General features: G+C 62.4%; 18 protein-coding genes and 1 riboswitch. Of the genes, 11 read left to right on the top strand and 7 right to left on the bottom strand.

The genetic code is table 11. The features are described 5' to 3' along the window. Positions 1–196 precede the first annotated feature (196 nt). Positions 197–2362 (top strand): YhgE/Pip domain-containing protein, encoded by a 2166-nt coding sequence (locus HMPREF2943_RS09455; protein ID WP_070711424.1) that lies wholly within the window; start codon positions 197–199, stop codon positions 2360–2362. Here HMPREF2943_RS09455 and HMPREF2943_RS09450 read toward each other — a convergent pair. The 6 genes from HMPREF2943_RS09450 to thiC form a co-directional block, all read right to left on the bottom strand. Then, on the bottom strand, positions 2359–3417 hold the full coding sequence (locus HMPREF2943_RS09450) for a ThiF family adenylyltransferase (protein ID WP_070711423.1): 1059 nt from the start codon (positions 3415–3417) through the stop codon (positions 2359–2361). The genes HMPREF2943_RS09455 and HMPREF2943_RS09450 overlap by 4 nt on opposite strands. Positions 3418–3452: 35 nt before the next feature. Continuing rightward, a complete protein-coding gene (locus HMPREF2943_RS09445; protein WP_070643818.1) occupies positions 3453–4232 on the bottom strand; it encodes a thiazole synthase in 780 nt (259 codons plus the stop codon). After that, the gene (gene thiS, locus HMPREF2943_RS09440) at positions 4233–4430 is read right to left on the bottom strand and encodes a sulfur carrier protein ThiS (RefSeq protein ID WP_070711422.1); all 198 of its coding nucleotides are present in this window, start codon (positions 4428–4430) and stop codon (positions 4233–4235) included. Beyond that, positions 4427–5572 (bottom strand): glycine oxidase ThiO, encoded by a 1146-nt coding sequence (thiO, locus tag HMPREF2943_RS09435; RefSeq protein WP_070711421.1) that lies wholly within the window; start codon positions 5570–5572, stop codon positions 4427–4429. Before thiO ends, thiS begins: the two co-directional genes overlap by 4 nt. Further along, positions 5569–6219, bottom strand: coding sequence for a thiamine phosphate synthase (locus HMPREF2943_RS09430; protein ID WP_070520040.1), 651 nt, complete (start codon positions 6217–6219; stop codon positions 5569–5571). The genes thiO and HMPREF2943_RS09430 overlap by 4 nt, the downstream gene beginning before the upstream one ends. Further along, positions 6212–8014: a phosphomethylpyrimidine synthase ThiC gene (gene thiC, locus HMPREF2943_RS09425; RefSeq protein ID WP_070445541.1), complete on the bottom strand. Its 1803-nt coding sequence runs from the start codon at positions 8012–8014 to the stop codon at positions 6212–6214. Before thiC ends, HMPREF2943_RS09430 begins: the two co-directional genes overlap by 8 nt. Then, positions 8010–8124, bottom strand: a riboswitch (TPP riboswitch). It overlaps the preceding gene by 5 nt. A gap of 173 nt (positions 8125–8297) precedes the next feature. Between thiC and rplS the strand changes: the two genes are divergently transcribed. The 9 genes from rplS (at position 8298) to HMPREF2943_RS09380 (ending at position 15550) form a co-directional block, all read left to right on the top strand. Continuing rightward, a complete protein-coding gene (rplS, locus tag HMPREF2943_RS09420; protein ID WP_010190405.1) occupies positions 8298–8642 on the top strand; it encodes a 50S ribosomal protein L19 in 345 nt (114 codons plus the stop codon). A gap of 234 nt (positions 8643–8876) precedes the next feature. Next, a complete protein-coding gene (lepB, locus tag HMPREF2943_RS09415) occupies positions 8877–9572 on the top strand; it encodes a signal peptidase I (protein WP_236659254.1) in 696 nt (231 codons plus the stop codon). Continuing rightward, positions 9550–10251: a signal peptidase I gene (lepB, locus tag HMPREF2943_RS09410; protein ID WP_070520044.1), complete on the top strand. Its 702-nt coding sequence runs from the start codon at positions 9550–9552 to the stop codon at positions 10249–10251. The genes lepB (HMPREF2943_RS09415) and lepB (HMPREF2943_RS09410) overlap by 23 nt, the downstream gene beginning before the upstream one ends. Positions 10252–10256: 5 nt before the next feature. Beyond that, a complete protein-coding gene (locus HMPREF2943_RS09405; protein WP_070643822.1) occupies positions 10257–10898 on the top strand; it encodes a ribonuclease HII in 642 nt (213 codons plus the stop codon). Positions 10899–10985: 87 nt separating this feature from the next. Further along, complete coding sequence (locus tag HMPREF2943_RS09400) at positions 10986–11291, top strand: DUF2469 domain-containing protein (RefSeq protein WP_005528899.1); 306 nt, start codon at positions 10986–10988, stop codon at positions 11289–11291. Between the two features lie 209 nt (positions 11292–11500). Continuing rightward, complete coding sequence (locus HMPREF2943_RS09395; protein WP_070711420.1) at positions 11501–11938, top strand: YraN family protein; 438 nt, start codon at positions 11501–11503, stop codon at positions 11936–11938. Then, on the top strand, positions 11925–13448 hold the full coding sequence (locus tag HMPREF2943_RS09390) for a YifB family Mg chelatase-like AAA ATPase (protein WP_070445555.1): 1524 nt from the start codon (positions 11925–11927) through the stop codon (positions 13446–13448). The genes HMPREF2943_RS09395 and HMPREF2943_RS09390 overlap by 14 nt, the downstream gene beginning before the upstream one ends. After that, a complete protein-coding gene (gene dprA, locus HMPREF2943_RS09385) occupies positions 13445–14623 on the top strand; it encodes a DNA-processing protein DprA (protein WP_070711419.1) in 1179 nt (392 codons plus the stop codon). Before HMPREF2943_RS09390 ends, dprA begins: the two co-directional genes overlap by 4 nt. Before the next feature lie 15 nt (positions 14624–14638). After that, positions 14639–15550 (top strand): tyrosine recombinase XerC, encoded by a 912-nt coding sequence (locus HMPREF2943_RS09380; RefSeq protein ID WP_070711418.1) that lies wholly within the window; start codon positions 14639–14641, stop codon positions 15548–15550. Here the strand turns inward: HMPREF2943_RS09380 and HMPREF2943_RS09375 are convergent. Beyond that, positions 15513–16019, bottom strand: coding sequence for a M23 family metallopeptidase (locus HMPREF2943_RS09375; protein ID WP_070711417.1), 507 nt, complete (start codon positions 16017–16019; stop codon positions 15513–15515). The two genes, HMPREF2943_RS09380 and HMPREF2943_RS09375, sit on opposite strands and share 38 nt — an antisense overlap. Positions 16020–16413: 394 nt before the next feature. Between HMPREF2943_RS09375 and rpsB the strand changes: the two genes are divergently transcribed. Next, on the top strand, positions 16414–17241 hold the full coding sequence (gene rpsB / locus HMPREF2943_RS09370; RefSeq protein ID WP_010190382.1) for a 30S ribosomal protein S2: 828 nt from the start codon (positions 16414–16416) through the stop codon (positions 17239–17241). Positions 17242–17333: the final 92 nt, after the last annotated feature.

Below are 17333 nucleotides of genomic sequence, written 5' to 3'. Positions count from 1 at the left end.
TGATTCGGAGCTCGCACGGGAGTAACGGCATGGGGTGCAATGACACGAATAGCCATAAGTTTACAGAGTCAACATATTAGGTGGTATGTTTGGTGAAACAAATGAACTAGTGGTCCCGCTTATCGTTGTACTTCCTCTGAAAGTCCTGGGCAGAAGGCTATAAGCGGGCCAGAGCTAAAACCATGAGGAGGCGGGAATGCGCCGTGAGACGGAAGAAAGCCGGAAGAATGCTTCTTCGCCTGGCAAGGCAGCTAAGGGGAGCGCAGCAGGCCACGACAGTGAGGCGATGGGGTGGCACCGCGTCCTCGATTGGCGCCCCACGAGTACCTTGTCGCGCGTGCTCATCGTTTTCCTTCTCGTAGCACCCATCGTCATCGCGGGCACCATGATGTGGGCCATGTGGGACCCCTCTAAGTACATGCGCAACATTGATTTGGCGGTGGTGAATGAGGACGCGGGCGTCGAGAAGCAGGGCACCTACACTAACTACGGCGATCAGGTCGTGGAAGGCCTAATGGAGACGCAGTACCTGAACTTTGCCGAAGTCAGCAAGGGCGACGGGGATGAGGGGCTGCTCAAGGGCACATACCTCATGGTCGTGACCATCCCGAAGAACTTCTCCGAGCAGGCCGTCACCATCATCAGCGATAAACCGGTCAAGCCGGAGATTCACTTCGCCACTAATGACTACTACGGCACGAATGGCTCGGTGATTTCTTCCAGCCTCATCCCGCAGGTGCAGACCAGCGTGGAGAATGCGATTTCCAAGAAATACGCCGACCAGGTTATTGAGGGGCTGAATAAACTCAGCGATGGTCTGGGAACCGCGGCCGAGGGCGCCGGCCGTCTCGATGAGGGTGCAGGCAAATTGCAGGAAGGCGGCGGGCGCGCGGTCGAGGGAATCGCCAAGTTGGACGCCGGCGCGGGCGATCTCAACAACGGTACGGGCCAGCTGCTGGACGGCACGAACCGCCTGAATGACGGAGTAGGGCGCCTCAGCGATGGTGCCGCGCAGCTCGATGATGGCGCCGCGCAGCTTGCCAACGGCTCCGCCAAACTGCTCGCCGGAACCGGCCGCCTAGCGGATGGCGCGGGCCAGATCGATGGCGGCGTCAACCAACTGACGGGCATGCTCATCCCGGTGCTCAAGCAGGCGCAGGCCGTAGCCCCGGCGCTGCTGCAGCTTGTCGACGTCCTCCGGGGCCTCGGCATGCACCAGCAAGCCGACCAACTCTATTCCCTGGTGTCCAAGCTCGACCCGGCCGCCAGTGGAAACATGGTGGCGCAACTGGAAAAGCTCTCTGACGGCACCGGTCAGCTCTACTACAACCTGTCCGATCCCAACTCGGAGTACCTCGGCGGCATGATGGCCCTCAATGACGGTGCGCACCGCTTGTCCGATGGCTCGCAGCAGTTGCGCGCGGGTGTTGGCGAGCTGGGCGACGGTGCCGCCCAGCTGCAGGACGGTGCTTCCCGCTTGCATGAGGGCACCGGCACGTTGAAGGACGGCACGAGCCAGCTGGCAGCCGGTGGTACGGAGCTGAAGGATGGCATGGACCAGCTCAAGGCGGGCTCCAATGAGTTGGCTACCAAGCTTGCCGACGGTGCCGCCAAAGCCCCCTCCATTAGCCAGCCGGATACGTCCGCACAGAACATGGCCGTGCCCATCAACTTCACCTCCTCCAACCTTCACCCCGTACAGACGGTGGTCAGCCCGGTTGACCCGACCGAGAAGAACATTACGGGCGGCGCCTCTTTGCTCTTCGTTCTGGTCTTCGGCTTCCTTGTGATGCTGCTTCTGGCGATGACGCTGCCGTATTACCTGGGCCGTCGCGGTGAGTCAGTCACGAGCCCGGTACGTGGCATTCTGGCGGCCTTCGGCGTGGTGGCGGGGCTGAACTTCTTGATCTTGACCTTTATGGGTTTGATGTCCTCCACCATGGGCTGGAGTCCTGCCAGCTGGCCGATGATGTTGTTAGTCATCGCCGCCATCGCGGCCGTGGGTGCGGCGGCCTACCAGTTCTTCCTCGTAACCTTCGGCCGCAAGATTGGTGCCGTCTTCGCAGTCGGTGCCTTTGCCCTAGGCGTCATGGTCTTCGGCGGTGTGTGGCCGGTGGCGGCCATTCCGCGCCCGCTGAGTTTGCTGCATCCTTTCCACCCGATGTCTTATGCGAAAAACGCCTTTACCCGCGCTACCGACGGCATCCACGATGGGACGTTCTGGGCCGGTATCGCGGTGCTGTTCATCGTGACCGCTCTGGCACTGGTGGCTTCCTGCGTGATTTTCCGGGCTCGTCACCACGGCACGGCGCGCATCCTCGACGAGCATCTCTTCCGCACGCCGGCGGTGGCTGGCGCCTAGAAATCTTGTGCTGCGAGCCCACCGGGCAGGTTGCGCAACTCGATGCCCATGCCCGCGGCGAGATCGGCGTAGCGCAGGACAAAGCCAGCGCTGCGCCCACCGGAGGCGCAGGCCACGTAGACTAGTTCGGATGCGCAGGCGGATAGTGCTCGGCGCACGGAATCATCATCGGTGACGGTATGCCAGGGCAGTGTCACCGCGGCATAAGGAAAGTTGGGCTCCTCGGAGATATCGAGGAGGGCAGCGCGGCCGGTGACAAGCTCCGGCGGCGGGGTGTGCCGGCCAGGTAGGGCAGTAACGAGGGGGCGGTCGGGATCGGCGCCCACCCGCAGTGTGCGGAAGCTACCGGGGAGCGCGTCGTAGGAGGTTACGCGCCCGACCATGTCCCGATGATCTGGGAGTGCGCCGAGTATGGCGACCGCCGCGGTGGCCATGAGCCCCGCGATGACCGATGTCGTAGCCCCCAGGACTCCCGCTGTGGAGCACTCGAGAGCCTCGCCACTAGGCGGGGCGGGGAAGAGATCGCGAAAGCCCACCCCGCGCCCGTCAGCACATGCATTCCCGGAGTGCCACAGCGCGGCTTGCCCGCCGTAGCGCAGCACGGTTCCCCAGGCCAGTGGGGTAGAGGTGAGCTCGCAGGCATCAGCGACGAGATACTTCGTATCGAAGGTATCTGAGCCGTCGAGGACGAGGTCGGCCTCGGAACACAGGTCGAGGACGGTGGAGGAGCCGAGGCGTTCTTTAAGCGCGGTGATGGTGAGCTCGGGGGCAAGCTCGCGGGCGCGCGCGGCGGCTACCTCGGCCTTGGGCTTGCCGAGGTCCCCTACACCAAACAGCACCTGCCTGTGCAGGTTGCTGATATCGACGGTATCGGAATCAATAATCGTGATTCGCCCGATGCCAGCCGCCGCCAGCTGCTGGAGGGCCGGGCAGCCCAGCCCACCGGCGCCCACGACGAGCACGTGCGCGGCATTGAGGCGCTCCTGGGCCGCGTCACCGAATCCGGGGAGAAGGCGTTGGCGCGCGGTGCGGGCGAGTTCATCTTTGCTGAGCATAGGTCCCTTGTGCGGCGGCGATCAATGCCACAGGTCTAGAGAACGTGGTCGGCCCAGGAGGCTAGGCCCTCGAAGGTGGAGGATGCCTGGGCGTGCTCGCGCTGCGGGATGCGCCCTGCACTCCGGGCTAGGCGGCCGGCTTCGACGGCGTGGCGCATGGCGGTGGCCATGGCCTCGGGATCCTGGCAGCGGTTGACCGCGCTGGCGAGAAGCACGCCGGAGCAGCCCAGCTCCATGGCGAGGGTGGCGTCGGAGGCGGTGCCGATGCCGGCGTCGACAAGCACGGGCACCGAGGCACGTGAGCAGATGAGCTCGAGGTTGTGGGGATTGAGGATTCCCAGACCAGTGCCGATGGGGGCTCCGAGAGGCATGACGGCTGCCGCTCCGGCGTCTTCGAGGCGCTGGGCGGCTACGGGATCGTCGCTGGTGTAGGCCAGGACGGTGAACCCTTCGGCGCTCAGCAGCTCGGTGGCGTCGAGGGTTTCCACGACATCGGGCAGCAGCGTATGTTCGTCGGCGATGACCTCGACCTTGACCCAGGAGGTCCCCAGCGCCTCGCGGGCCATGCGGGCGGTGAGCACGGCCTCGCGCGCGGTGCGACACCCGGCGGTGTTGGGGAGTGGGGCGATGTCCAACCGGCGCAGCAGATCGAAGACACTCTCACCATCACGGGTACCAGCGTGGCGGCGCATGGCCACGGTAGTCAGCTCGGTTCCGGAGGCGACGAGCGCGCGCTCCAGGGCGTCGTGGCTCGTGGCCCCACCGGTGCCCATGATGAGGTGGGAAGAAAAGGTGGTCTCGGCGATGGTGAGCATTTAACCTCCTTGGACTGCGGTGAGGATTTCCACGGCCGCGCCTTCGGTGAGTGAGGTGGACTCCCACTGCGAGCGAGGAACGACTTGTTCGGACACGGCCACGGCGGTGCCGTCGGCTGCGATGTTCTGCTCGTCCAACAATTCGGTGATGGTCGTCGCTGAGGTGTCAGTGGGCTGGCCGTTAAGGATGAGGATCATGGCTGCTCCTTGAGGTGACGTAGAGGATCACAAGCGGTGAGATCGATGCTGGATTCGGTGCCTTCGATGAGCTCGCGTGTACAGCGCGCGGCCAGGGCCGTGAGCAGAATGCCGTGGCGGAAATAGCCGGTGGAGATGACGAGCTTGTCGCTGACGCGGCCGAGGTACGGCAGGTCATCCGGGGTTCCGGGGCGGGCACCCGCGCTGGCCTCGAGGAATTCGCACTCTTCGACGGCGGGCAGCACACGGATGGCGTCGCGAAGCAGCGCGTAGACACCGCCGGCCTGGGCCGTAGCAAGAGTGTCCTCGCGGGTTGTAGCGCCAACCGCCAAGGTGCCGTCGCCGCGGGGGATGAGGTAGATGGGGCGGTCCTCCACGAAGCCGCGCACCACGCGGGTGAGCAGAGGCTGGAGCTCGTCCGGTACGCGCAGGCGCAGGATATCGCCGTATACCGGGCGCAGGTGTAGCGGAGATTCTTCGAGCCCGGCTGATGCAGCCCACTCGATGTCGCGTGCTCCCAGGCCTGCAGCGAGTAACACCTGTTCAGCTTCGAACTCGCCGACGGCCGTGGTGACCATGCCCGTGTCAGCATTGATCGACTGTGCTGCCGTGCGGAAGAAACGCACACCGAGTGCTTGGGCTGCGCTGAGCAGTGCAGCTGTCCACTGGCGGGGGAAAACCTGCGTGTCACCCGGAATACTCACCGCAGCAGCCAGACGTGGCGAGAGCAAAGGTTCGGCGCGCCGGGCTTCGCGCACGGTGATGCGCTCGACCTCCATGCCGTGGAGGGATTGATAGTCAGCCAGCTCGGTGAGGTGCTGAGCATCCGCACGGTCAGCGGCGACGACGAGGGTACCTTCGGCGCGGTAGCCAGTTGGGACCTCGGTGTGCTGAGCCACGAGATCGATAAGCTTCGGGTACCACGCGCCGGAGGCACGCATCAGCGGGAAGAGTGGATCCTGTTGGTAGACCACCTCCGCGGCGGGGGCGAGCATGCCCCCGGCATAGTGCGAAGCCCCAGAGGCCGGTGCCGGGTCCAAGATAGTGACCTTAAAGCCCCGCGCGGCCAACTCCACGGCGGTGGCCAGACCGATGACGCCCGCGCCGACGACGATGACTGAAGAATCAGAGCTAGTACTCATCGCGCACCTTCGTCAAAACCGGACAGCAGCGCGCGGCAATAAGCTTCTGGGTCCTCGGCATTCATGATGCCGCGCACGACGGCTAGTCCGGCCACACCAGTTGCCGCAAGATCGGCTGCATCCTCAGCGGTGACATCCCCGATGGCTACGAGTGGCACGCGGGAGAGCTTCACCAATTCCGGGTAGGCGTGAAGTCCTAAAGGCGTGCGGCCGGAGTCCTTCGTCGGAGTCGCGCGGAACGGGCCGCAACCGATGTAGTCAATGACATCTGCGACGTCATTGGCGGCCTCGACCAATTCGCGGGTGCCGGTGGTCAGACCGATAATCGCGCCCGGACCCAACAACGCGCGGGCAGCGGCGACGGGTAGATCATCTTGGCCGACATGCACGCCATGCACCGGCTCGCCGGCGTGGCGTAGGGCGGCGGCGACGTCTACGCGGTCGTCGATAAGCACGCGTGTTTCTGGGTTAGCCTTCGCCACCGCGCGGGCCACGTCGCGGCCTAAATAGAAAAGGTCGCGGGCAGAAATTGGCTTGGAGCGCACCTGCACGACCCCGGCACCGCCTCGCGCTGCTGCCGCAGCGATGCGCACGATCTCCGCAGGCGTGCCCGCGCCCGTGACGAAGTAGCAGCGAAGATCAGGCATGCGCGGTTTCTTCCTCCTGATAGAGCTGCGAACCTTGGGCCTTGAACTCTTCCGACATCTGTTTCTCACCGGCACGGGCAGCTGCCACGACCTCCGGATCAACGGCGTCCTTACCCGGAAAACTTGGCATACCAAGGGAGTCGGAGAAGGTATCCCGGATGTCCTGGCTGATGCGCATAGAGCAGAACTTCGGGCCGCACATGGAACAGAAGTGGGCGGTCTTCGCCGGCTCCGCAGGCAGGGTCTCATCGTGGTAGGCCTGCGCGGTGTCTGGGTCGAGGGAGAGCGCGAACTGGTCGTGCCAGCGGAATTCGAAGCGGGCCTTACTCATCGCATCATCCCAAGCGCGCGCACCTGGGTGGCCCTTGGCCACGTCGGCTGCATGGGCCGCAAGCTTGTAGGTAATCACGCCGGTCTTCACATCATCGCGGTTGGGAAGCCCCAAGTGTTCCTTCGGTGTGACGTAGCACAGCATGGCCGTACCACCCATGGCGATGTGTGCCGCACCAATGGCGGAGGTGATGTGGTCATAGCCCGGTGCGATATCCGTAACCAGCGGGCCCAGCGTGTAGAAGGGAGCATCCGAGGCCCAGTCCTGCTCGAGCTCGTTATTTTCCTGAATCATGTTGAGCGGGACGTGGCCTGGGCCTTCCACCATGACCTGGACGTCATACTCCCAGGCACGCCGGGTGAGCTCACCGATGGTTTTGAGTTCAGCGAATTGGGCGGTGTCGTTAGCATCCGCCAAGGAGCCGGGGCGCAGACCATCGCCGAGGGAGAAAGCGACGTCGTAGCGCGCGAAAATCTCACAGAGTTCGTCGAAGTTCTCGTAGAGGAAGGACTCCTTGTGGTGCGCCAGGCACCAGCCTGCCATGATGGAGCCGCCGCGGGAAACAATGCCGGTGACGCGGTTCGTGGTCAGCGGCACGTAGGGCAAAAGCACGCCGGCGTGCACGGTCATGTAGTCCACGCCCTGCTCGCACTGTTCGATGACGGTATCGCGGAAAATCTCCCATGTCAGGTCTTCCGCGACACCATTGACCTTCTCCAGCGCCTGGTAGATGGGCACGGTGCCGATAGGAACCGGAGAGTTGCGCAGGATCCACTCGCGGGTGGTGTGGATGTCGTCACCGGTGGAGAGGTCCATGACGGTATCCGCGCCCCAGCGGGTGGCCCAGCGTAGCTTGGATACCTCCTCGGCGATGGAGGAGGTCACCGCGGAGTTGCCAATATTGGCGTTGATTTTGGTGAGGAACTTCCGACCGATGATCATCGGCTCCGACTCGGGGTGGTTGACGTTATTAGGCAGGATGGCGCGGCCACGGGCGATTTCGGAGCGCACGAACTCTGGGTCGCAGTGCTCGCGTAGGGCCACGAACTCCATCTCCTTGGTGATGATGCCCTGGCGCGCATAGTGCATCTGGGTAACGCGTTTGCCTTCCTTAGAACGCAGCGGTTGGCGACGCTCCCCCTTCCACTCCTGGGAAGCCGCACCGCGGCGCTCGGCCGAGCGGCCATCGTCAGCGAGGTTGCGTGCGCGGCCCTCATATTCCTCAACGTCCCCGCGCTCCGCAATCCATTCGGCGCGCAGTGCCGGCAGACCGACTTCGGGCTCACACTCCGGGCCACGTGTGCGGTAGATACGGAAGGGCTCATTGGGGCCGGTAGGGGAATCATCCAGCTGGATCTCGGTCTCCGGTACCTCCAGGCCATTCTCCCGGATGGGGGAGTAGGAGTGCTTGGGGTGGATCTCGCCGGAGTTGGTGGACTGGATGGGGTTATGGGTAGCCGTCATGGCTGCTCCTCTCTTCCTTCGCTGGTGCTAACCAGACAGGTTCGAACGGTGCAGGCGCGGTATCAGCGCCACTCTCAGCCCACTTCCCGTGGGCACCCGTGGGGTATCAGTGCGCCACCCACCTTAGAGCCAGCAATGAGGAGATGTCAGGCGTTTGACGGAATTTGTTCTTCCGGGGTGGGGTGTGGAAAGATAACGATGTTCTGTGTAATAGGCACGAACCGGTCAGCTGCCGCGAGGTGGCGCTAGGGTCCTCTGTCTTAAACTGAAAAGGAAAACACCAATGGCAAACCTCATTGACAAGGTTGATGCAGCTTCGCTGCGCGACGATATCCCGTCCTTCCGCCCGGGCGATACCCTCGACGTCAACGTCAAGGTCATCGAGGGCACCACCGAGCGTACCCAGCTCTTCAAGGGTGTCTGCATCCGCCGTCAGGGCGACGGCATCCGCGAGACCTTCACCGTGCGTAAGGTCTCCTTCGGCATCGGCGTTGAGCGTACCTTCCCGGTTCACTCCCCGAACATTGCCTCCATCGAGGTAGTCCGTCGCGGCCGTGTCCGCCGCGCCAAGCTGTACTACCTGCGCGACCTGCGCGGCAAGAAGGCCCGCATCAAGGAGCGCCGCTAATTTACAGCGCATCACAGCCCTTCGCCTTTATCCTCACCGCGAGGAAAGGCGAAGGGCTTTCCTTTTGCCTTCTCCTTTTAGCGTGCGCCGCGCGGGGCCACAAGGCCCGTGAGGGCAAGACACATTGCTAGGATTTAGCCCGTGGAAAAAGAAAACGACATTACTGAAAGTTCCCAGGGGGTTGGGAGAGAGGCGTCGGAAAGCGCGGCGCCCCCAGCTGAAGAAAAGAAGCAGATGCCCTGGTTGCTGGAGACTGCCCTCGTGGTGGTCTCCGTGCTCGCAGTCGTCGGCATTTTCCAGAACTTTGTAGGCCGGCAGTACGTGATCCCCTCCGGCTCCATGGAGCCGACATTGCATGGTTGCGAAGGCTGCAATAACGACCGGATCTTTACCGAAAAGGTTTCCTACTACGGCGATAAGAGCCCGGAACCCGGTGATGTCGTGGTATTCAAGGGCACCCCGGACTGGGATAGCAACTGGGTGTCCCCGCGTTCCGATAACCCAGTGATCCACCGCATTCAGGATGCCCTGAGCTATGTGTCGCTCACCCCGCCCGATGAGAACACTCTGGTCAAGCGCGTTGTTGCCACCGGTGGCCAGACGGTGTCCTGCCAAGAAGGGGATCCGGCAGTCATGGTGGACGGCAAGCCCATTGAACAGGATTATGTGCAGGATCCACCGACCTATCGCGTTGATGAAACCACCGGTTCCTATGCCTGCGGCGGCGCGTACTTTGGCCCCGTGACCGTGCCGGAGGGCAATATCTGGGTGATGGGAGATAATCGCACGGCCTCCGCGGACTCGCGCTATCACATGCAGGATGAGTACCAAGGAACAATCCCCCTGGAGAATGTTCGCGGCAAGGTCATGTTCATCTTCTTCCCCTTCAACCGTATTGGTGGAGTCGATGACCCGGACATCCAGTCCTAGAGTTCGCGATGTTCTTTCGGCGCTGGCTGTCACCTTCGTGGCGCTGGCGTTGATTCAGGCCTTCGTGGGAAGGCTGTATCTCATCCCGTCTTCTTCCATGGAGCCCACCCTGCATGGCTGCCCGGGGTGTACGAATGACCGCATTGCGGTGCAGAAGGTGAGCTATTACTTCAGCGATCCGCGCCCGGGAGAGGTTGTGGTCTTTGCCGGTCCGGAATCGTGGAACACGTCTTTTGAGGTCAAGCGTTCCCACAATGTGTTTCTCCGCGGCATCCAAAATATGGCGGCTGTTGTGGGGCTGGCTCCCAACGGCGATAACATTCTGGTCAAACGGGTCATTGCCACCGGGGGTCAGACCGTGTCGTGCCAGGAGGGCGATCCGGCCGTCATGGTGGACGGCCAACCCACCAACCAGGACTTTGTCCTCGATCCGCCGGAGATACCCGTCGATGAGCGGGTGGGATCGCAGGCCTGTGGCGGCGCGTACTTTGGGCCCGTCACCGTTCCCGAGGGGCACCTGTGGGTGATGGGGGACAACCGCACAAACTCTTTGGATTCGCGCGCGCACCTAGGCGATAAGCTCCAGGGCACCGTTCCAGTGGAGAACGTGCGCGGGAAGGTCGCTGCCGTGGTGGTTCCGATTAGCCGTGCGCACACTATCGAGGACATGCCCCTCTAACCGCTATGCGCCGTCTAAAACAGAAGAGAACCTATGAGGTCGCGCTCTCCAAAGCAGGGTTGGGGCCTGTTGCCGGGGTGGATGAAGCTGGGCGCGGAGCTTGCTGCGGGCCAATAACTATCGCCGCGTGTATTTTGCCGGATCGTATCCTGCCCGGCTTGGAGCGGCTTGATGATTCGAAGAAGCTCACGCCGGCGGCCCGGGAAAAGTTGGAGCCGGTGATCAAACGCCGTGCGCTGGCCTGGTCAGTGGTGCACATAGGCGCGAAGGATATCGATGCCTTTGGCATTCAGCATGCCAACCTGTCAGGAATGCGCCGTGCGGTGGCGCAGCTGGGGATCCGCCCGGGCTATGTGCTGAGCGACGCCCTCTTCGTCCCCGGCCTGCCCACCCCGCAGCTGCCGATCATCGCCGGCGATACCGCCGCACGCTGCATCGCTGCGGCTAGTGTTTTGGCCAAAGTTTCCCGGGACCGTCTCATGGTGGATGTGGCGAAGCACTACCCAGGCTATGCTCTGGAAACCCATAAGGGCTATGGCACAGCTGTGCATCAGGAGGCCATCGCCCAGCTGGGGGCGACGCCTGAGCACCGTATGAGCTATCGCAATGTTGCTGAAGCTCATGCACGATTCCTCGCGCGCGCCTGAAGGCTTAGGCAGCAAGTGCGAACTAAGCTTGTGCTCAATCTGTGACACCGTGATCCCGGGTAATTGTGAGCGAAGGAGAAGCACACCGTGAGCGCTGAGGAACTCGATAACTACGAGGCTGAAGTCGAGCTGTCGCTGTACCGCGAATATCGCGATGTGGTCAGCCAATTCTCCTATGTGGTAGAAACCGAACGCAGGTTTTACCTGGCCAATGCGGTGGAGCTCATCCCGCATACCTCCGGCCCGGATGTCTACTATGAGGTCCGCATGTCGGATGCCTGGGTGTGGGACATGTACCGCTCGGCGCGCTTTGTGCGCTATGTCCGTGTGATCACCTACAAGGACGTCAACATTGAGGAGCTGGACAAGCCGGACTTTGTTCTCCCTGAATAGAGTTCTAGGTAAAGGAGTGCGGGGAAACACCATCGAGGTGACCCCGGACTAGTTATCCACAGATTTGCGGTGGCGAGGGAAGAAGCCCTCGCCACCGGACTGTTGTGTGGGGTGTTCTGGAAGTGCCGTAAGGGGTGTGCGGCACGGGGATTTTCTTGTGTCGTGCTTACGGCGTGTTGTGTACACGTTCAATTCCAAGGAGCACCATAGTGACAAGAAATCTAGCAGCCTCTCTGCATTCGCCGACCGTGGGGCAGACCATTCGCCCCGCGGATGCACTAGGAAAAGCAGGGGAGAAATTCGCTGCTGACTTTTACCGCGCACGCGGGGCGCAGGTTATCGCCGCAAACGTTCACTACCGCGTGGGCGAGCTCGATCTCGTTGTGCGCGAGAGCGATGGGACCATTGTCTTTTGCGAAGTTAAGACTCGGGCTACCCGCAACTTTGGAGTCGCGGAGGCGGTAACCCCACGCAAGCTAAAGCGCCTGCGCAAAGCAGCCGCGCAGTGGCTGAGTACTGCGCGGAGTGAAAACCAGACATTAAGCAAGCTTCGTTTTGACGTGCTTGGACTCGTGGCCACCGGGGCACACTCTGGGGAAGCCTTCGAAGTGGAATATTTCCAGGGAGTTGATCATGGCTCTCGGTAGATGCGACACGATAGCGCTAGATGGAGTCCTGGCCCGGGTGGTCACAGTGGAGGCCAACGTTGGCCCCGGACTTCCCGGAGTTCACGTTGTGGGCCTGGGGGATGCAGCGATCTCCGAGTCGCGAGACCGCATCCGCACCGCGGTGAGCAATTCGCATTTGTCATGGCCTAAGACGAAGGTCGTGGTGTCCATGTCACCGGCGTCGCTGCCTAAAGCCGGGGCTCACTTTGACCTCCCGATGGCCTTGGCAATCTTAGCGGCCGGGCAGAGTGAGAAGAGTCGGCTCAGCGGGGCGCTCGTCCTCGGCGAGCTGGGATTGGACGGGCACGTGCGCCCAGTTTCTGGCATCATCCCGGCGATCCTGGCCGCGCGCTCGCAAGGCTATGACACCCTCATCATTCCTGTGGGAAATGCGGCCGAGGCGGCATTGGTGCCCGGAATGACAGTCCTCGTGGCCGAAACCCTGTGGGATGCTTTTGCCTGGGCGTGCGGGAGGGATTGTCTGCCGGATGCACATCTCATCGCACACGCGGCAGCGCCTGCCCGCGAACAGGTCGCAGACTTCAGCGAAGTCGCTGGCCAGAAAGAAGCCAAGTGGGCGGCGGAAGTCGCTGCCGCCGGCGGTCACCACGTGATGATGGTGGGACCGCCCGGCTCTGGAAAGTCGATGATTGCCTCGCGCTTGCCGGGCATTCTGCCGCGCTTGAGCATGGAGCAGGCGGTAGAAGCCACAGCCATCCACTCGGTGGCCGGGGACGTTGGTACCGCCGTTTCTCGCGCTCCCTTCATCGCACCGCATGCTTCGGTAACAAGGGCCGCGCTGATCGGTGGCGGCTCGGGGCGCCCGCGGCCAGGCGCGGTGAGCCTAGCCCACCATGGTGTGCTCTTCCTCGATGAAGTCAGTGAGGTTCCAGCGCAGGTTCTCGATAGCCTGCGCGCCCCTTTAGAAGAAGGACAGGTGCGCCTGACGCGAGCGAGCAGAGAAGTCATCTTCCCCGCACAATTCCAACTGGTACTAGCCGCGAACCCCTGCCGGTGTGGTGCCGAAGAACCAGCGCGCTGCGAGTGCCGTGCGGCAGACAGAATGAATTATCTGTCGAACCTTTCAGGGCCGCTGCGGGACCGCCTCGACATCATCGTGTCGCTATCGGGGCAATCCGCAGTGCTTCATGCCGAAGGGGAGGAAAGCTCAGCGGATATAGCGCAGCGCGTGGCTGCCGCCCGGGAACGGATGAAAGCGCGCTGGGAGGCTGACGGGTTGGGGAGCGTGGTCAATGGTGCCGTGTCCGCTTCCTATTTGAGGCGCCACCGCCCGGCGGCGGAGTCTGCGATGATTATGCTTGCTGCCTATCTAGCGGAAGGTGAGCTGAGCCAACGCGGAGTAGATCGGGTACTGCGTCTGGCATGGACCTTGGCAGACCTCGACGGCTCCGCACGCCCCGAGCTGGACCATGTCAGTCGGGCGTTGGATCTCCGCGGCGCCGGAACCATCGAAAGGCTGGCAGCATGAGCGAGCTCAATCTATCGAGTACCCGGCACACGTGGGCCTACCTTAACCGCGTTGTGGAGGGCCCCTCACCAACCCTCCACGGGCTGCTGAGTCAGTACCCGGCTGAGGAGATCGCCCGGGGAATCTACAAGGGCGAGGAATGGATCGGCCCCTTGCGGCAGGCGACGGCTTCGCGGCGCGATTGGCTGCGGCAAGAAGAAGACCTCGCCGCCGCGGAAGCGGTGGGGGCTCGACTGATCACACCCGCGGATGCGGAGTGGCCGGGAGAAGAGTTATCGCGAGCCTTTGGCTTCTACCACCAAGGAATGGTGGAAGCCCCAGCAACATTTGATGACCAAGCGTTTCCTCCTCACAGCCTGTGGGTCCGTGGAGGCAACCTGCGCGAAACGGTATCCCAATCGGTGGCGCTGGTGGGGACGCGTGCGGTGAGCCGATATGGCTGGGAAGCCGGCTCACTTCTGGCTAGCGGCCTTGCCTCCCACCAATGGACTGTGGTTTCCGGCGGGGCGGTGGGTGTCGATACAGCAGTCCACGAAGCCGCGCTGGATGCAGGAGGCCTAACGGTAGCAGTAGCGGCCTGCGGCATCGACATTTCTTACCCAGCGCGCAATGCAAGGCTCTTTGACAGAATCGCTGAGAAGGGATGCATCGTGTCAGAGTTCGCGCCGGGCACGCGGCCACAGCGTTTTCGCTTTCTATCCCGCAACCGCCTTGTGGCGGCGATGACGAGCGGTACCGTGGTGGTCGAAGCCGGATTCCGCTCTGGTGCGCTCAACACGTTGAACTGGGCGGAAGCACTGGGCAGGGTTGCCATGGCAGTGCCAGGGCCCATCACCACATCTGGGTCCTTGGGTTGCCATCAACGTATCCAGGATGGGCGGGCTCAGTTGGTGGCCTCTGCGGATGAAGTGCGGGGTTTGGTTGGCAAGGCGGGGGAGGTGGACGTGGCCGGCCAATACGAACTGGAGTTTCAGCCGACTGCGGTGCAGCGTCTGTCCCGCAATGAGCTTCGGGTGTATGACTCCACTCCGCCGGAAAGCGCGGAGGAAGGCGCGAGCGCAGAAGATATCGCGGCGGCCGCAGGAATGCGGGTAGCGCTGACTATTCACTTGCTCGTGGCCATGCAAAAGATAGGGGTGATCACCCGCTCGGGCGCGATGTGGCAGCGCACCTGAGTACACTCATGAGACATGAGTGGTGAAAGTGGCAGTAGCGAGCGGCGCGTGGGGGGACAGCTAGAGGAAGCGATCGAGGATTTCGCAGAATACCAGCGCATTGTACGCGGGCGTTCCGAAGCGACCGTCCGCGGCTATTGCTCTGACTTGCGCCTGTTGGCAACGGAAGTCCCGGAATTCGCAGCATTTACTCTGAACTCACTGCGCGAATGGTTGGCTCACGCCGTTGCTGAGGGCAAGTCCCGTTCCACCCTGGCGCGCCGCACCGCCGCGGTGCGCGCTTTTTCCACGTGGGCCGCGCGCGAAGGCTATTTACAATCGGATGTGGCGCAGCGCCTCGCCACACCCAAGGTGGGCAAGCACCTGCCAACTGTGATGTCGCCCATCGCAGCGGGGGAGTTGATGGGCAATGCCGTCTCCACCGACGAGGTCCACTTCTTGCGCGATAGCGCCATGCTCGAATTTCTCTACGCCACCGGTGTGCGTGTGGCTGAGCTCGTCGGCCTCGACGTCGGCGATATCGACCTGTCCCGCCGCACAGCCCGCGTGACCGGTAAGGGCAATAAACAGCGGGTTGTCCCTTTCGGGGATGCGGCTCATGATGCGCTCTGCGCTTGGCTAAAGACAGGGCGCCCCGAGCTTGCTGGCGATACGGAAGCGGTGTTTGTGGGCACGCGCGGCGGGCGCATCGACGCGCGTCAGGTCCGCCGCGTTGTCGAACGCGCCGCCCAAGTGACGGGGACACCGGGGTTAACCCCGCACGGTTTGCGCCACTCGGCGGCAACGCATCTGCTTGAAGGCGGAGCGGATTTGCGCATCGTGCAAGAGCTGCTTGGTCACTCGTCGCTGCAGACCACGCAGGTCTACACGCACGTCTCCGCCCAGCGTCTTAAGGACGTCTACGCTCGCTCCCATCCGCGGGCTTGAGGCGAATGACAGGTTCGCCGAGGAGATCCAGTGGGTTGATGTAGTCCTCGCGGCCTTCAATCGCGCCCCAGTGCAGCCCCGGATAGCCATCCACGGACGGCGCGAGCGTTCCGATGATGTCTCCTTCCTGCACCTGGTCACCTTTCTTAACCCGCGCAAACACCGGTTGATAAGTGGTACGTAGGCCGTTGCCATGAGCAATCGAAAGGGCCGGTTTGCCCGCTATGGAGCCGGCGAAATACACAACGCCGTCGCCAGCGGCACGCACCTTACCGCCGACGGGCAGGTCCAGATCCACACCGCGATGCCCGGCCATCCACCGCTTCTCAGGAGGTTCGAAGCCGCGCAAGACACGCGAAGCAACCGGTTCCCCAGTGGTGGGGTCGACGAAGGCGGCGGCAAGGGGGACGTCGACAAGCGCAGCCCAGAGGCATAGCAGGGCAGATAAACAAAGTAGACGGTGACGCATGATCTCAAGCCTGCGCGTGAGCACGGCCCGAGGTAAGGGGGTGTGGTCGACCTGTGGATAACGTGTTAAAGAAGTAACCCATGGTGCGCCAGGGATAAGCTTCGTGTGGCTGTCAACAAACCGGCGGCGATTAAACAGTCGCGCCGTTTGGAATCAGCGCGTGTGCAGTACTAAGCTAGCCCACAGCAGTCTGTGTCTAATGCCCGGAAGGGTTCTGCATGGATTGACTACGCGCGGCGAAGTAGTCGCTTCCTGGGTTAAGGAAGAGACAGTCCGTGGTTGACGTGGTCCCCAGGATAATGGGGTGTTAACCAGGGCCTTCGTTGCTAGGGTGCGGAATAAAACACCGCACAATTTTGCAAAACCGAAACAATATATAGAAAGCGAGCGAAACATGGCAGTCGTAACCATGCGCGAGCTCCTCGACGCTGGCGTCCACTTCGGTCACCAGACCCGTCGTTGGAACCCGAAGATGAAGCGCTTCATCTTCACCGACCGTAACGGCATCTACATCATCGACCTGCAGCAGACGCTGACCTACATCGATGAGGCCTTCGAGTTCGTCAAGGAAACCGTCGCACACGGCGGCACCATCCTCTTCGTTGGTACTAAGAAGCAGGCTCAGGAAGCCGTTGCTGAAGAGGCTTCCCGCGTTGGTATGCCGTACGTGAACCACCGCTGGCTCGGCGGTATGCTCACCAACTTCCAGACTGTCTCCAAGCGCCTGAAGCGCATGAAGGAGCTGCAGGCTATGGATGCGGCTGAGGACGGCTACAAGGGCCGCACCAAGAAGGAAGTTCTGATGCTGACCCGTGAGCGCACCAAGCTGGAGCGCGTCCTGGGTGGTATCTCCGATATGACCAAGGCTCCGTCCGCACTGTGGATTGTTGACACCAACAAGGAGCACATCGCGGTCAAGGAAGCTCAGAAGCTTAACATCCCAGTCGTTGCCATCCTGGACACCAACTGTGATCCGGATGAGGTTGACTTCCCGATTCCGGGCAACGACGACGCTATCCGCGCTACCAAGCTGCTCTCCGGCATCATCGCCACCGCTGTGGATGAGGGCAAGAAGGCCCGCGAGGAGCGCCAGCTTGCTCAGGCCAAGGAAGCTGCCGGCGACACTGCTGAGAAGGACGCCCGCGACGCTGCTGAGGCTGCCGCTGCGTCTGACCCGGCTTCCGCAGAGAAGTCTGAGGACGCCGAGAAGTCCGCAGAGTAATCTGCATACCTAAAGCCCCCGTACCGCACGGCCCACAGTGTCCGCGGCGATGGGGGCTTTTTCTCACGTGTTTTTCTTAGCTCGCTAAGGCA

This window comes from Corynebacterium sp. HMSC072D12 (assembly GCF_001813925.1).
Taxonomy (GTDB): domain Bacteria; phylum Actinomycetota; class Actinomycetes; order Mycobacteriales; family Mycobacteriaceae; genus Corynebacterium; species Corynebacterium aurimucosum.
Note: the sequence above shows the minus strand (reverse complement) of the source record. Positions and strands in the feature narration are given on the sequence as shown.

What these genes read in the sequence shown, in the direction of transcription:
- HMPREF2943_RS09455 (WP_070711424.1), top strand. Translation starts at nt 197, where the DNA reads ATGCGCCGTGAGACGGAAGAAAGCCGGAAGAATGCTTCTTCGCCTGGC.
- HMPREF2943_RS09450 (WP_070711423.1), bottom strand. Translation starts at nt 3,417, where the DNA reads ATGCTCAGCAAAGATGAACTCGCCCGCACCGCGCGCCAACGCCTTCTC.
- HMPREF2943_RS09445 (WP_070643818.1), bottom strand. Translation starts at nt 4,232, where the DNA reads ATGCTCACCATCGCCGAGACCACCTTTTCTTCCCACCTCATCATGGGC.
- thiS (WP_070711422.1), bottom strand. Translation starts at nt 4,430, where the DNA reads ATGATCCTCATCCTTAACGGCCAGCCCACTGACACCTCAGCGACGACC.
- thiO (WP_070711421.1), bottom strand. Translation starts at nt 5,572, where the DNA reads ATGAGTACTAGCTCTGATTCTTCAGTCATCGTCGTCGGCGCGGGCGTC.
- HMPREF2943_RS09430 (WP_070520040.1), bottom strand. Translation starts at nt 6,219, where the DNA reads ATGCCTGATCTTCGCTGCTACTTCGTCACGGGCGCGGGCACGCCTGCG.
- thiC (WP_070445541.1), bottom strand. Translation starts at nt 8,014, where the DNA reads ATGACGGCTACCCATAACCCCATCCAGTCCACCAACTCCGGCGAGATC.
- rplS (WP_010190405.1), top strand. Translation starts at nt 8,298, where the DNA reads ATGGCAAACCTCATTGACAAGGTTGATGCAGCTTCGCTGCGCGACGAT.
- lepB (WP_236659254.1), top strand. Translation starts at nt 8,877, where the DNA reads ATGCCCTGGTTGCTGGAGACTGCCCTCGTGGTGGTCTCCGTGCTCGCA.
- lepB (WP_070520044.1), top strand. Translation starts at nt 9,550, where the DNA reads ATGACCCGGACATCCAGTCCTAGAGTTCGCGATGTTCTTTCGGCGCTG.
- HMPREF2943_RS09405 (WP_070643822.1), top strand. Translation starts at nt 10,257, where the DNA reads ATGCGCCGTCTAAAACAGAAGAGAACCTATGAGGTCGCGCTCTCCAAA.
- HMPREF2943_RS09390 (WP_070445555.1), top strand. Translation starts at nt 11,925, where the DNA reads ATGGCTCTCGGTAGATGCGACACGATAGCGCTAGATGGAGTCCTGGCC.
- dprA (WP_070711419.1), top strand. Translation starts at nt 13,445, where the DNA reads ATGAGCGAGCTCAATCTATCGAGTACCCGGCACACGTGGGCCTACCTT.
- HMPREF2943_RS09380 (WP_070711418.1), top strand. Translation starts at nt 14,639, where the DNA reads ATGAGTGGTGAAAGTGGCAGTAGCGAGCGGCGCGTGGGGGGACAGCTA.
- HMPREF2943_RS09375 (WP_070711417.1), bottom strand. Translation starts at nt 16,019, where the DNA reads ATGCGTCACCGTCTACTTTGTTTATCTGCCCTGCTATGCCTCTGGGCT.
- rpsB (WP_010190382.1), top strand. Translation starts at nt 16,414, where the DNA reads ATGGCAGTCGTAACCATGCGCGAGCTCCTCGACGCTGGCGTCCACTTC.